Source organism: uncultured Gelidibacter sp., from assembly GCF_947500795.1.
Classification (GTDB): Bacteria; Bacteroidota; Bacteroidia; order Flavobacteriales; family Flavobacteriaceae; genus Gelidibacter.
Genome location: NZ_CANMTE010000008.1, coordinates 71,666 through 84,220, shown reverse-complemented (window position 1 = coordinate 84,220; position 12,555 = coordinate 71,666). Strand labels below are relative to the sequence as shown.

General features: G+C 36.7%; 14 protein-coding genes. 8 read left to right on the top strand and 6 right to left on the bottom strand.

The window, feature by feature from the left end:
• Nucleotides 1–25: 25 nt before the first annotated feature.
• From pdhA to Q0947_RS14595, 5 genes are all read left to right on the top strand, one after another.
• Nucleotides 26–1,024 carry a pyruvate dehydrogenase (acetyl-transferring) E1 component subunit alpha gene (gene pdhA / locus Q0947_RS14615; protein WP_299399417.1) on the top strand — a complete coding sequence of 333 codons (999 nt, stop codon included), beginning with the start codon at nucleotides 26–28 and terminating at the stop codon, nucleotides 1,022–1,024.
• 3 nt (nucleotides 1,025–1,027) lie between these two features.
• Nucleotides 1,028–2,695: a pyruvate dehydrogenase complex dihydrolipoamide acetyltransferase gene (locus Q0947_RS14610; protein WP_299399413.1), complete on the top strand. Its 1,668-nt coding sequence runs from the start codon at nucleotides 1,028–1,030 to the stop codon at nucleotides 2,693–2,695.
• Between the two features lie 103 nt (nucleotides 2,696–2,798).
• A complete protein-coding gene (locus tag Q0947_RS14605) occupies nucleotides 2,799–3,797 on the top strand; it encodes a M20/M25/M40 family metallo-hydrolase (protein ID WP_299399409.1) in 999 nt (332 codons plus the stop codon).
• Nucleotides 3,790–4,473: an SDR family oxidoreductase gene (locus tag Q0947_RS14600; protein ID WP_299399404.1), complete on the top strand. Its 684-nt coding sequence runs from the start codon at nucleotides 3,790–3,792 to the stop codon at nucleotides 4,471–4,473. The genes Q0947_RS14605 and Q0947_RS14600 overlap by 8 nt, the downstream gene beginning before the upstream one ends.
• Before the next feature lie 2 nt (nucleotides 4,474–4,475).
• A complete protein-coding gene (locus Q0947_RS14595; RefSeq protein ID WP_299399402.1) occupies nucleotides 4,476–5,120 on the top strand; it encodes an HAD family hydrolase in 645 nt (214 codons plus the stop codon).
• 24 nt (nucleotides 5,121–5,144) lie between these two features.
• Here Q0947_RS14595 and Q0947_RS14590 read toward each other — a convergent pair whose 3' ends face one another.
• The gene (locus Q0947_RS14590) at nucleotides 5,145–5,816 is read right to left on the bottom strand and encodes an RNA polymerase sigma factor (RefSeq protein WP_299399398.1); all 672 of its coding nucleotides are present in this window, start codon (nucleotides 5,814–5,816) and stop codon (nucleotides 5,145–5,147) included.
• Nucleotides 5,817–5,928: 112 nt separating this feature from the next.
• Between Q0947_RS14590 and Q0947_RS14585 the strand changes: the two genes are divergently transcribed.
• Complete coding sequence (locus tag Q0947_RS14585; RefSeq protein ID WP_299399395.1) at nucleotides 5,929–6,303, top strand: DoxX family membrane protein; 375 nt, start codon at nucleotides 5,929–5,931, stop codon at nucleotides 6,301–6,303.
• A 74-nt stretch (nucleotides 6,304–6,377) separates the two neighbouring features.
• On the opposite strand, the gene Q0947_RS14580 is transcribed toward Q0947_RS14585, so the two are convergent.
• The 5 genes from Q0947_RS14580 to Q0947_RS14560 all read right to left on the bottom strand — a co-directional run bounded on the left by Q0947_RS14580 (nucleotide 6,378) and on the right by Q0947_RS14560 (nucleotide 10,557).
• Nucleotides 6,378–6,962 carry a YceI family protein gene (locus Q0947_RS14580; RefSeq protein ID WP_299399392.1) on the bottom strand — a complete coding sequence of 195 codons (585 nt, stop codon included), beginning with the start codon at nucleotides 6,960–6,962 and terminating at the stop codon, nucleotides 6,378–6,380.
• Between the two features lie 107 nt (nucleotides 6,963–7,069).
• Nucleotides 7,070–8,338, bottom strand: a complete 1,269-nt coding sequence (locus tag Q0947_RS14575) for a hypothetical protein (protein ID WP_299399389.1) — start codon at nucleotides 8,336–8,338, stop codon at nucleotides 7,070–7,072.
• Nucleotides 8,339–8,366: 28 nt separating this feature from the next.
• Nucleotides 8,367–8,954 carry a YceI family protein gene (locus Q0947_RS14570; protein WP_299399384.1) on the bottom strand — a complete coding sequence of 196 codons (588 nt, stop codon included), beginning with the start codon at nucleotides 8,952–8,954 and terminating at the stop codon, nucleotides 8,367–8,369.
• Between the two features lie 404 nt (nucleotides 8,955–9,358).
• Nucleotides 9,359–9,652 carry a chaperone modulator CbpM gene (locus Q0947_RS14565; protein ID WP_299399380.1) on the bottom strand — a complete coding sequence of 98 codons (294 nt, stop codon included), beginning with the start codon at nucleotides 9,650–9,652 and terminating at the stop codon, nucleotides 9,359–9,361.
• A complete protein-coding gene (locus tag Q0947_RS14560; RefSeq protein WP_299399376.1) occupies nucleotides 9,649–10,557 on the bottom strand; it encodes a J domain-containing protein in 909 nt (302 codons plus the stop codon). Before Q0947_RS14560 ends, Q0947_RS14565 begins: the two co-directional genes overlap by 4 nt.
• Before the next feature lie 188 nt (nucleotides 10,558–10,745).
• On the opposite strand from Q0947_RS14560, the gene Q0947_RS14555 reads away from it, so the two are divergent.
• Both Q0947_RS14555 and Q0947_RS14550 read left to right on the top strand, forming a co-directional pair.
• Nucleotides 10,746–11,357, top strand: coding sequence for a SprT-like domain-containing protein (locus Q0947_RS14555; protein ID WP_299399373.1), 612 nt, complete (start codon nucleotides 10,746–10,748; stop codon nucleotides 11,355–11,357).
• Nucleotides 11,358–11,451: 94 nt separating this feature from the next.
• The gene (locus Q0947_RS14550; RefSeq protein ID WP_299399369.1) at nucleotides 11,452–12,531 is read left to right on the top strand and encodes a mannose-1-phosphate guanylyltransferase; all 1,080 of its coding nucleotides are present in this window, start codon (nucleotides 11,452–11,454) and stop codon (nucleotides 12,529–12,531) included.
• The last annotated feature ends 24 nt before the right edge of the window (nucleotides 12,532–12,555 follow it).

Sequence of the window (12,555 nt, the reverse complement as noted above, 5' to 3'; positions counted from 1 at the left end):
TTTAATTTTTTAGAAATTATTTCGAATGCAAAAAATAACAAAAGAGGTTTACCTCAAATGGTATGAAGACATGTTGTTCTGGAGAAAGTTTGAAGACAAACTTGCTGCAGTGTATATTCAACAAAAAGTAAGAGGTTTTCTTCACTTGTATAATGGACAGGAAGCTATATTGGCAGGTGCTTTGCACGCCATGGACCTGACTAAAGATAAGATGATTACCGCTTATCGTAATCACGTGCAACCTATTGGTATGGGAGAAGATCCTAAGCGTGTTATGGCTGAATTATATGGTAAGGCTACGGGAACTTCCCAAGGTCTTGGTGGTTCAATGCATATTTTTTCTAAAGAGCATCGTTTTTATGGTGGTCACGGAATTGTAGGAGGTCAGATTCCTTTAGGTGCTGGTCTTGCTTTTGGCGACAAATATAACGGTAGTGATGCTGTGACACTTTGTTGTTTTGGTGATGGTGCCGCACGTCAAGGTTCTTTGCATGAAGCATTCAATTTGGCCATGTTGTGGAAACTACCTGTAGTATTTGTTTGTGAAAACAACGGATATGCTATGGGAACTTCAGTAGCTCGTACGGCAAACCATACAGATATTTGGAAACTTGGTTTAGGGTATGAAATGCCTTGCGGACCAGTAGACGGAATGAATCCTGTAAAAGTTGCTGAAGCTTTTGATGAAGCTATTCAACGTGCAAGACGTGGAGATGGACCTACATTCTTAGAGTTAAAAACATACCGATACAGAGGTCACTCAATGAGTGATGCGCAACATTATAGAACTAAAGATGAGGTTGCTGAGTATCAAAAAATAGATCCTATCACTCAGGTAAAAGATATTATTCTTGAAGAAAAATACGCTACTGAAGAAGATCTTAAGGTAATCGATAAACGCGTTAAGGAACTTGTTGCGGAATGTGAAAAATTCGCTGACGAATCTCCTTATCCAGATAAGAACGTTATGTATGATGTGGTTTATGACCAACAAGATTATCCATTTATACAACACAAAATATAAGCTATGGCAGAAGTAATAAATATGCCACGTTTAAGTGATACCATGGAAGAAGGAACCGTGGCAACGTGGTTAAAAAAAGTTGGAGATAAGATAGAGGAAGGCGATATTTTGGCTGAAATTGAAACCGATAAAGCCACAATGGAGTTTGAATCTTTTCATGAAGGTACATTGCTATATATTGGTATTCAAGAAGGTGAAACTACCAAAGTAGATGAATTATTAGCTATTATTGGAGAAGAAGGTGAAGACATTTCTGCTTTGATTAATGGTGGTGGTTCAGATAAAAAAGAAGAAACATCAGAAGCTGAAGCACCTGCTGAGGCTGAATCATCTGATTCTGATAAAGAAGAAACTCCTAAGGAAGAAACTCTAAAAGAAGAAACTTCTAATGAATTGCCAGAAGGCGTTACAGTTGTTACCATGCCACGTTTGAGTGATACCATGGAAGAAGGAACTGTAGCAACTTGGCTTAAAAAAGAAGGCGATAAAGTTGAAGAAGGAGATATCCTTGCTGAAATCGAAACGGATAAAGCAACGATGGAATTTGAATCCTTCCAATCTGGAACCCTACTTTATATTGGATTGCAAGAAGGCGAATCAGCAAAAGTTGATTCTTTATTAGCGATTATCGGCCCTGAAGGAACGGATGGGAAAGCAATTGCGAAGAATTTCAAATCAGAAGGTTCTGAGAAAAAAGAGGAAGCTCCTAAAAAGGCTGAGTCTGCAGACGCTCCTAAGAAAGAAGTAGTAAGTGCGCCTGCAAAAGAAGAAAAGAAAGAATCGTCTGTTTCTACAGCATCTTCAAGCTCAGATACGAGTCGTATTTTTGTATCTCCATTAGCTAAAAAAATAGCGGAAGAAAAAGGAATCAACTTAGCGGAAGTAAAAGGATCGGGAGAAAACGGTCGTGTGATTAAGCGTGATATTGAAAACTTTACTCCTGGCGCAAGTTCACCTGCAACTGCTGGTAAATTTGTACCTACTGGACAAGAAGATTTTGATGAGAAACCGAACTCGCAAATGCGTAAAGTGATTGCAAAACGTTTGGCTGAATCTAAATTTACTGCGCCACATTACTATTTGAACGTAGAGTTGGATATGACCAATGCGATTGCTTTTAGAGAGCAATTTAATTCTATTCCAGATACAAAAATTTCATACAATGATATGATTGTTAAGGCATGTGCCTTGGCATTGAAATTACATCCTCAAGTAAATTCGCAATGGTTTGCTGATAAAATGCGCTTAAACAATCACGTACATATTGGTGTAGCAGTGGCTGTTGAAGACGGATTGGTGGTGCCGGTTGTTAAGTTTGCTAATGAGCAAAGTTTACCTCAAATTGGAGCGGCTGTTAAAGATTTCGCAAAACGTTCAAGAAACAAGAAATTGACACCTCAAGAAATGGAAGGTAGTACGTTTACAGTTTCTAACTTAGGAATGTTTGGTATCGAAAGTTTTACATCAATCATTAACCAGCCAAACTCTGCAATTTTATCTGTAGGCGCTATTATTGAGAAGCCTGTGGTAAAAAATGGACAAATCGTTGTTGGCCATACCATGAAACTTTCATTAGCATGTGACCACAGAACGGTTGATGGTGCAACTGGAGCGGAATTCCTTCAAACCTTAAGAGGGTTTATTGAAAATCCGGTAACGATGTTGGTATAATCCAAAACCATCCCCAAGCAGGGATTGATATAACAAAAGTAAAATCCTGTTTCTATGTAAGAAGCAGGATTTTTTTTACCTTTCAATCAAATATAAAAATCGTATGAAAAATAGTCTCTTTTTTGGTGTCCTTTTAGTATGCCTGTCCTGTAAAAGCAAAATTCAGGAATCTCCTAACTCCGGTATTAAAGATCTTGCAGTTGTTGAACATACAGCAATGGCAAAGTCCTTAGATTTTGTCACTAGTGATGAACTTAAAGAAAGCGTCTACTATTTGGCGTCTGACGAATTGGAAGGTCGCGCAACAGGTTCAGAAGGCATTGAAAAAGCCGCCACTTATATTGAGAACAAATTAAAGTCTTATAATGTGAAACCGTATTTTGAAACCTATCGCGATCATTATAAGGCAAAGGGTTTAGATGCTTACAATGTTGTGGGCTTCATTGAAGGCAGCGATCCAGTTTTGAAAGATGAAATTATTATTCTTGGTGCGCATTATGACCATGTTGGTATTATAAAAGCCGTAGAAGGGGACTCGATTGCCAATGGTGCAAATGATGATGCTACGGGTGTTGCGGCTGTTTTAGCCATGGCGCGATACTTCGCGACTAAGAAGAATAATAAGCGCAGCATACTTTTTACACTATATTCTGGCGAAGAAATGGGCTTATTAGGGTCTAAGCATTTGGCAGCACGATTAAAAGAACAGAATATTAATCTTTATACCATGATTAATTTTGAAATGATTGGAATCCCAATGGTTGATAAAGCATATATGGCCTATTTTACTGGGTATGATCTATCTAATATGGCACCGAAGATGAATGCATACGTAGATTATAACTTATTAGGATTGTTGCCAAAAGCCAAAGAATTCCAGTTGTTTTATCGCTCTGATAATTATTCATTTTTTAAAGCTTTTAACAAGCCCGCACATGCTATTTCTACCTTCGATTTTACTAATTTTGACCATTACCATAAAGTTGGTGATGAAGCCGACAAAATGGATTATGAATTTATGGCCGATTTGGTAAACAGGTTAATTCCTGCCTTTGAAACCATGAGCAATACAACAACCCCAGAAATTAAAATGAATGAGTAAGCATATCGTTATTACAGGTACAAGTAGAGGCATAGGTTTCGAATTGGTGAAATTATTCGCAAAGCAAGGACATCAAGTTTTGGCATTGTCTAGAAATGATATTCCTGTAAAAGCCTTGAAATTGAAAAATGTAACTGCTTTTTGTTTTGATTTAGGCGACGCTGAAGCCTATCAGAAAGTGGAAAATCATATTTCTGAACATTGGAAACATGTGGACGTGTTAATCAATAATGCCGGATTGGTGTTAAATAAGCCTTTTGCAAAAACCACGGTCAGCGATTTTGAAGAGGTGTACCGTACCAACGTATTTGGAATGGCTGAATTGACACGACTTTTAATTCCTTATATGATTAAAAACAGTCATGTTGTAACCATGAGTTCAATGGGTGGTGTTCAAGGAAGTATGAAGTTTGCTGGGCTTGCGGCATATAGTTCTAGTAAAGCAGCGGTGATTACCTTAACGGAATTGCTTGCCGAAGAATATAAAGATTCTGGTATTTCGTTTAATGTGTTAGCATTAGGAGCGGTTCAAACCGAAATGTTGGAAGAAGCTTTTCCTGGATATAAAGCACCAATCACACCAGAAGAAATAGCCGATTATATTGTTGATTTTTCATTAAAAGGACAAAAGTTTTTTAATGGGAAGTTGCTTCAAGTTTCAAATTCTACACCTTAGAAATGTCCCAATATAAGTGTGTTATTTTTGATTGCGATGGCGTATTGGTAGATAGTGAGTCTATTGCCAACCAAGTTATGGTAGATATGGCAAATGAACTGGGAGCCAATATCAATTTGGAATATGCCCTTAAAAACTTTAAAGGTGCTTCCATTCACCGGTGTCTGGAACTAATTGCAGACTTAATTCCCGAACGGTTGCCTGATGATTTTATTCCAAATTTCAGAACGCGCAGTTTTGAATCGTTCAAAAATAATATTAAACCAGTAGAGGGTGTTACTGAAGTTTTGGAGCAATTGACACTTCCTTTTTGTGTAGCGTCTAGTGGACCAGAAAATAAAATCAGATTGAATTTGGAGCTCACCGGGTTACTGCCACATTTTGAAGACCGTATTTTTAGTTGCTTCACCATAAAAAGATGGAAACCTGATCCGGGTGTGTTTTTATGGGCTGCGGAAACTATGGGGTTTCAACCGGACGAATGTGTGGTAATTGAAGATAGCTTAACAGGCGTAACTGCTGCCAAAAATGGTGGCTTTGACGTGTTTGGATATACAGCACATGACTATCATAATGAACTAAAAGGGCAGGCTACACGAACCTTTAATACTATGTCTGAACTTTTAAAGATGATAGGCGAACGCTAATTGTCTGGTTAATCTCTGTCTGAATTAAATATTCTGCATCACATATTCCGTGATCCGATCACATTTGCTGTTTCCAAATTCGAAAATTTCTTTATCGCTTGAAATTTCAAAGAGTTTGTTTTTTAACATCACTTTTGATCGATGCAAACGCACTTTCACATTAGCCAAAGTCAAATCTAAAGCAGTTGCAATCTCTTGCATGCTCATGTCTTCTACTTCCCGCATCATATAAACAACGCTGTATTTGGTGTCTAATTGATCAATGGCGTTTTCCAACAGGAGTTTAGCTTCTTTGTGTATCATTTTTTGCTGTGGATTCAATTGCTTATTATCAGGTATTTCTAAGATGCTATTTTTGTTCAGACGCTCAGTTTGCTCATTAATATGGTAAACTTTCCCTTTTTCCTTTAGTCTTGCTAAAGCTTCGTTAATAGCAATGCGTATGAGCCAAGTTGAAAATGAGGCTTCAAGTTTGAATTGATAAAGCTTGGTATATGCCTTTATATAGCTGTTTTGCATGATGTCAGCAATCTCTGCTTCATCCTTTAAATAACTTCTGATTACTCGAAACAGTTTTTGGTTGTTTCTCCGGACTAGAATTTCAAAAAGTTCTTTTTCTCCGGATAGAATCCGTCTGATAATTTCGGGTTCTGTTATTGTATGACGGTTGAAATTGTTGAGGTGTAGTGCTTCCATGATACCATGATTTTAGCTTTAGATGGCTAAAACATTAAAAAGTTACAACATTTTGTATCCTTTTTACTGGATTCCTATCAAAAGATTATAGTAATGTTAAAACTTAGGAATCATGGAATCAAATGTACAGTTCGTAAAAACCCTTTTGAAATACACTTTCGGACTTGTTCCGATAGTAGCGGGATTAGATAAATTCACCAATATATTGACCAATTGGTCGCAGTATCTATCAGATGGTATGGCTGCTATGCTGCCATTTGAACCTTCAGTTTTTATGATGATTGTTGGGGTAATTGAAGTAGTTGCAGGAGTTTTGCTGTTTACAAAGACCCAATTTGGAGCGTATCTGGTGTCGCTCTGGTTGGTATTAATCGCCTTAACGTTAATATTAATTGGCTCCTATTTGGATGTTGCAGTGAGAGATATTGTTATGGCTATTGGAGCATTTTCGCTAGCTAAGCTAACGGAAGTAAAAACTAACAATTAAGAAGTCGGAAGATGATTTGAGTATGATTGCGGAATGGCAATCATGCTTTTAATATTTATTGATATTGCTTACAACTAACATTCTTCAACCACCAATTTGAAATTGATTTCAATTTCTTCTGAAACGACGATAAGACCGAGCATTTTTTTAGGAGCTTCAAGATCAAAATCATTAATGTTCAATTTCAATAAACCAGAAATATGCCAACCATTATTCTGATGGAATTTTGTTGCCATATGATACGTGTGTTTTTGTCCGGCAATTTCTATTTCAATGGAAGCGTCTGCAGTATTTTTTTTGTTGGGGTTGAGTTTAATTTGTTTTAAACTCAGCGTAATTTCAGGATAAGTATCTGATTTTAATAAATCCTGAAAATCTCTGTTGATGCCTTTTCCACCACAATCAAAACCTGAATTTTCTAAAATTAATTCTGATTTTTCAAATTTGATAACATTATCAGCGCTTTCGTAATGGATGCGAATAGGTGCGTTGAGGTTTTTGATATTGTATTGACAGGTAAAATCAGTAACGTTACTAGTGCCTTTAATGTGTAATTTACTTTGAGGCGTGATGCGGACAGATGTGCTGTTAGTTCCTGTTTCTAACTTAGTAAAGGAAACTAAAACCAGCAAGGGTAACAAATAGAGTAATCTTTTCATCGTTCTCGAATTTTACGTTTGCAATATATTTATTAAAAAACAAACCTCAATTATTTAGTGGTCGACTAAAAAATTGAGGTTTGCTAATTGTAACTAGTCTTGTTGTATTAGAAACTAATTACAGCCTCAGCCATTAGTCCGTTGAACTTACCTTCGTCAAAGATGCTTCCGTTACCAAATCCGTCATATTTTTGGTTCACATATTCAGCTTTTAGAAGAATGTTTTTGGTCATAAACCATCCAGCACCCAATTGAACTCTAGAGATTTCAATATCACTTCCACTAATATCCTCTGCATCTACTTTGTTGTAACGTCCGCCTAAGAAGAAGTTCTCGTCGTTTCCAAATCTGTAGATTAATTCTCCCGCAAATTGGTTTGCTGTTCTTTCTTCAAGTTCAGCTTTTCCTTTGCCATTTGAAGATTCAATGGTTCCGAAGAATTCCAAGCCTTTATATTTTACGAACGGGTTGAACATAATGGCAGTGATTTTATTCTGTAGATTCGGGTTGTAACGCCCAGATCTGAATGCGCTAGATGTTTTTGATCCTGTTGGTTCAAGAACTAAGTAATATCTAGAACCAGCTCTGTCAGCACTGTAAAGATATGATGTAGCAACTTTGCCTGTATTATATATAGATCCTGTTAGTCGGAATCTTAAATCTTCATTAATTTGTTTGTCATAGCCTAATTTTGCCAAGAAGGAAGCGCCTCCAGTATCAGGATAATCCACAGCCTGATTCAATTTACCATTTGCAAACCCTAGCATTCCAATAAACCCATTACGTTGGTAGTACACTTCGGCACCTACTTCAGTTGTAAAAGAATCCATAATTAAGTTTCCTACAAATGGGTTATAGATTGCTTGTGCGTTATCAGTTCTTCTAAAATGTGCATCACCGTAGTTGTTTTCCATGTGTCCAACTTTAATTGTGGTGTACTTCATGATATCTTCCATAAACCCTTCTTTGATAAAGTCTAGTTTGTCAATCTGAAAATATCCACCTTTTACGTATGGTTCTGGATGGTGACGAGAAGATAAGTATGTACGTAAATGCATTCTAATACCATCATACAATGCCACATCTAAATCAAGATTTGCGGTTGCAAGATTAAAGTTTGATCCAATTTTAATCAGCTCAACTGCGCCAGAATTTTCGTGGTCAATGGCTTGAAATTGAAGGGTAGACGAGCCGCCGATTCTGACTTTTACATTTTCAAAAGTTGAAGTGGTGTCCTTAACGGCCTCAAATACATTAATTCCGTTTTTGTTTGGCTCTCTATAGTTGTCAATACTTCTGTTGTCTTTTTGAGCGTAAGTAGTAACTCCTGCAAGAAGTACAAAAGCAATTGCTGAGTTTTTAATTAGTGTTCTCATAGTATGGGTTTATTTAGTGTTCTGGTTGTTATTTGTTTAAAATGGTATGAAATGTAATAGTTACTTGATCTCCGGTGGTAATAGTTCCCAACAGTGCTTTAGGAGGATCAATTCCAAAGTCACTCATGTTGAATGCTTTTTTGCCTTTTAAAGTCACTTTATTTGCAGTTGCATGCATGTCTAAACTGATCTGTTGTTTCTTGGTTACGCCAGCAATAGTGAGGTTTCCTACAACGTCCACTTTATAGTTGTCAGCTCCTGAAGCTTTAATGTTTTTGACTTCAGTGAGTTGAAATGTTATGGTGCTGTGTTTTTTAGTGTCTAAAGCTTTATAAGTGTTTTTGTCCATGGCGCTTTTACCACTTTTCAGGCTTTCAGCAGTCACCTGAAGCGTTAGTTTTTCAATGCTCATTTCGGTAGCACTGTTTAAAACTAGTTGTCCTTTTTGTTGCTCGGCATCAAGATCCCAATCATGTAAACTGGAAGTTCCAGATACTGTAAGTTTAGATGCTGAATTATTTAGAGTATACGTTTGAGCATAAATTTGTGGTGTAGCGAATAAGAACAAAATTAATAAGCTCCAAAGTGGTCTAAGGTATTTTTTAGTAGTTGTCATAATAGTGTGATTTTATAATTATACTGCAAAGTTGAGCATTAACTAAAGCTTAAATAATGATAAATATCATGTTACTATTATGCGATTGTAAGTTTTTTAAAATGCACATATAAGGAGGTTCCTAACCGCTATCGGTTCAAAAGGTTATACTAAATGGATTGTGAAAATTGAAAAAATGGAAAGTTGTCAAAAGTGCTTGAAAAGTTGTTTTAAGCATTTTTATTTCAGAAGGAAATATTTACGAATAGTGAGGTGATTGATTAAGAGCCAGGAATAACTCTGAAGAGTACCAATTATAATCGAGTAGAAAAAATGAAGGGTTTTCGTTACATAAGAAACGATAAGTTTGTAAGTCTTTTGATGAAGTAGGCTTGAAGAATAATAAGTGAAAAATCTGCTCAAGATTATTCTTCGAAGATCCGTAATCTATTTTTTGTAGCGATTAATTCCTCCTGCAGACTATTGATTTTCTGTAAAAGATTCATCACGGTGTCAATGCCTTCAAAGTTTATATGTAAATCCTGATGCAAGCGCACCATAGATTCCAGGTTCTTGATGTGATTATGATGGATGCATGGCGCATGCTCAATGGTGGTTATTTCAATCAGACCGTAATCATTCAAACCCTGAAAAAACGAGGTTTCCACTTTATAGTAAGTACACAATGTTTCTAATGGGATATAAGTTTCTGTGCTCATGATCGTAAGTTTTTAAGTTGCGCGAACAGTTCTTTTTCTTTGGAAGTAAGGTTGGTAGGCATCGCAATTTCATAGGTGATATAAAGGTCGCCAAAATGCCCTTCTTTTTTGTAAACAGGAAAACCTTTGCCTTTAAGCTTCACTTTAGTACCACTTTGTGTTTCTGGTTTTATTTTTAGTTTTACCTTGCCATCAAAGGTATCTACAGTTACATCACCTCCTAAAATGGCAGTGTAAAGATCAATGGCTTCTGTACTGTATAAGTTAGCGCCATCTCTTTTAAATTTTGTACTGTTACTGATGTTAAATTGAATCAGCAAATCGCCATGCGGACCACCATTTACGCCCGGGCCGCCTTTTCCGCTGATCTTTATAACTTGACCATTTTCAACACCAGCAGGAATGGTTAGCCTAATGTTTTTTCCGTTGACGGTGAGCACTCTTTTGTGAGTTTCGTAAACATCTCTTAAGTCCAACTGCAATTCCGCATTGTAATCCTGTCCCCTAAAACCTGCACTTCTTCCGCGTCCTCGTGAAGCGCCTCCGCCCCCAAACATAGATTCAAAGAAATCTGAAAAGTCACTATCTGAGAAATTACCGCCGCCAAAATTCCCTGAACCTTGTTGTTGATACTGACGTTGGGATTGTTGTTGGCGCTGTGCCTGTTCATAGGCTTCGCCATGTTCCCAATCTTTACCATACTTGTCATATTTTTTACGTTTATCTGCATCGCTCAAAACTTCATTGGCTTCATTAATCTCCTTGAATTTCTTTTCAGCAGCTTTGTCGTTAGGGTTGACGTCAGGGTGGTATTTACGTGCTAATTTTCGGTAGGCTTTCTTAATTTCTGCTGTAGTGGCCGATTTATCAATACCCAATATCTTGTAATAGTCTATAAACGCCATATAGTATTAGTTTTTATTTGAAATGTCTATGTTTATCTGATTCTAGGCTAGTTTATTATATCCTAAATCAGACGTTGTTAAACATATTCAAAGCGTAGTAAGCTAGCTTTGATTTTTTGGTAACTATTTGTTATCTAAAATTACGAAAATCTTTACAGATTATACCTAAATCCCGTATTTTTGCCACTATGCACAATACGCTTCAAGAATACATTCCGCATCAGGCAATTCCTGGTGTTATAGAGCTTTTAAAGCATGATAATTTGGTGGTTAAAATCAAGAATGAGCGTAAGACCAGGCATGGAGATTACAGGAAATTACCAAATAACAAGCATCAAATTACGATCAATTCCAACTTAAACCACTATCAGTTTTTGATAACTTTGATTCATGAAATTGCACATTTTGAAGCTTTTAACAGTTATGGAAGATACATTAAACCACATGGGAAGGAGTGGAAGCATACTTTTCAAAGATTAATGTTACCCTTCTTAAATCCGAATGTATTCCCTAATGATTTATTGCCGTTGTTGGCCCGACATTTCAAAAACCCCAAGGCGAGTAGTGATACGGATGTTAAATTAGCATTAGCCTTGAAACAATTTGATCCTCCTAACGATAAAACCTATATTTTTGAGGTTCCGTTGGGAAGTGAGTTTAAACTCTATAATGGACGCGTTTTCCGAAAGGGAGTTAAAAGACGAACGCGTTATGAAGGGGTTGAGGTTGCATCAGGAAAACTGTACCTTTTTAATCCGAATGCGGAAGTAGAATTGGTGAAAAGTTTGCAGTCAGAGTAGTTACATTTATTGGGACTGGGTTTTAGCACCAATTCGATATTTCAATTTAAAAATTAATAACTTATTGTCCTGTAAGGGATAAAAAATAGATAGAATGAACAGTAATTATTACGCCATTTTAATGGCAGGAGGAGTAGGATCGCGGTTTTGGCCTGTAAGTACGCAGGATTTTCCAAAACAGTTTCATGATATGTTGGGAACTGGAGATACCTTAATTCAAAAAACCTTTCAACGACTGTCGAAGTTGATCCCTAAAGAGAATATTTTTATTCTTACAAACGCTATTTATAAAGATTTAGTGTTTCAGCAATTGCCTGAAGTCACAGAACGACAAGTATTGTTAGAACCTGCAATGCGCAATACAGCACCTTGTATTTTATATGCTTCTTTGAAAATCCAAAAGGAGAATCCAGATGCGGTGATGATCGTTGCGCCGAGTGATCATTGGATTGAAGATGAAGAGAAATTTACCCAAAATGTTCAACAAGCTTTTCAGTTTTGCGAAACCAATGATGTCTTAATGACTTTGGGTATTCAGCCAACATTTCCAAATACAGGTTATGGATATATTGAATACGACCAATCTTCAAGTGACGCTATAAAACCGGTGCAACAATTTAGGGAAAAGCCGGATTATAACACTGCCAAGGCGTTTATCAATCAAGGCAATTTTTTATGGAATGCCGGAATCTTCATGTGGAGCGCCAAAAGTGTAATTAATGCCTTCCAGTTTCATCAGCCAGAATTATTTGAATTATTCGAAAAGGGAATCAATATTTATAATACTGACGACGAAGAGCTGTTTATTGCAGAGAATTACGGGAAATCGGAAAACATTTCAGTGGATTATGCCATTATGGAAACCTCAGATAATGTGTTTGTGCTGCCTGCAGAATTTGATTGGAATGATTTAGGAACGTGGGGTAGTCTGTATGATAAACTTGGTAAAGATCAAAATCAGAATGCTGTGGTAAATGCGAGAACGTTGACCGAAGATGCTTCTGGTAATATGATCAGAACCAAAGGTGATAAAATCGTTGTTATAGACGGTTTAAAGGATTATATCATTGTAGACAAGGACGAAGTTTTGCTTATATTTCCTAAATCAAAAGAGCAGGATATTAAGACCGTACTTCAAAAGGTTAAGAAAGAATTTGGAGAAAATTACGGTTAACTTTTTCGATATTTAAAATCTCCT

Bases quoted from the DNA above. Each gene is read 5' to 3' on its own strand.
- Q0947_RS14570 (WP_299399384.1), bottom strand. From the start codon at position 8,954: ATGACAACTACTAAAAAATACCTTAGACCACTTTGGAGCTTATTAATT.
- Q0947_RS14605 (WP_299399409.1), top strand. From the start codon at position 2,799: ATGAAAAATAGTCTCTTTTTTGGTGTCCTTTTAGTATGCCTGTCCTGT.
- Q0947_RS14600 (WP_299399404.1), top strand. From the start codon at position 3,790: ATGAGTAAGCATATCGTTATTACAGGTACAAGTAGAGGCATAGGTTTC.
- Q0947_RS14550 (WP_299399369.1), top strand. From the start codon at position 11,452: ATGAACAGTAATTATTACGCCATTTTAATGGCAGGAGGAGTAGGATCG.
- Q0947_RS14610 (WP_299399413.1), top strand. From the start codon at position 1,028: ATGGCAGAAGTAATAAATATGCCACGTTTAAGTGATACCATGGAAGAA.
- Q0947_RS14555 (WP_299399373.1), top strand. From the start codon at position 10,746: ATGCACAATACGCTTCAAGAATACATTCCGCATCAGGCAATTCCTGGT.
- Q0947_RS14595 (WP_299399402.1), top strand. From the start codon at position 4,476: ATGTCCCAATATAAGTGTGTTATTTTTGATTGCGATGGCGTATTGGTA.
- Q0947_RS14590 (WP_299399398.1), bottom strand. From the start codon at position 5,816: ATGGAAGCACTACACCTCAACAATTTCAACCGTCATACAATAACAGAA.
- Q0947_RS14585 (WP_299399395.1), top strand. From the start codon at position 5,929: ATGGAATCAAATGTACAGTTCGTAAAAACCCTTTTGAAATACACTTTC.
- Q0947_RS14580 (WP_299399392.1), bottom strand. From the start codon at position 6,962: ATGAAAAGATTACTCTATTTGTTACCCTTGCTGGTTTTAGTTTCCTTT.
- Q0947_RS14565 (WP_299399380.1), bottom strand. From the start codon at position 9,652: ATGAGCACAGAAACTTATATCCCATTAGAAACATTGTGTACTTACTAT.
- Q0947_RS14575 (WP_299399389.1), bottom strand. From the start codon at position 8,338: ATGAGAACACTAATTAAAAACTCAGCAATTGCTTTTGTACTTCTTGCA.
- pdhA (WP_299399417.1), top strand. From the start codon at position 26: ATGCAAAAAATAACAAAAGAGGTTTACCTCAAATGGTATGAAGACATG.
- Q0947_RS14560 (WP_299399376.1), bottom strand. From the start codon at position 10,557: ATGGCGTTTATAGACTATTACAAGATATTGGGTATTGATAAATCGGCC.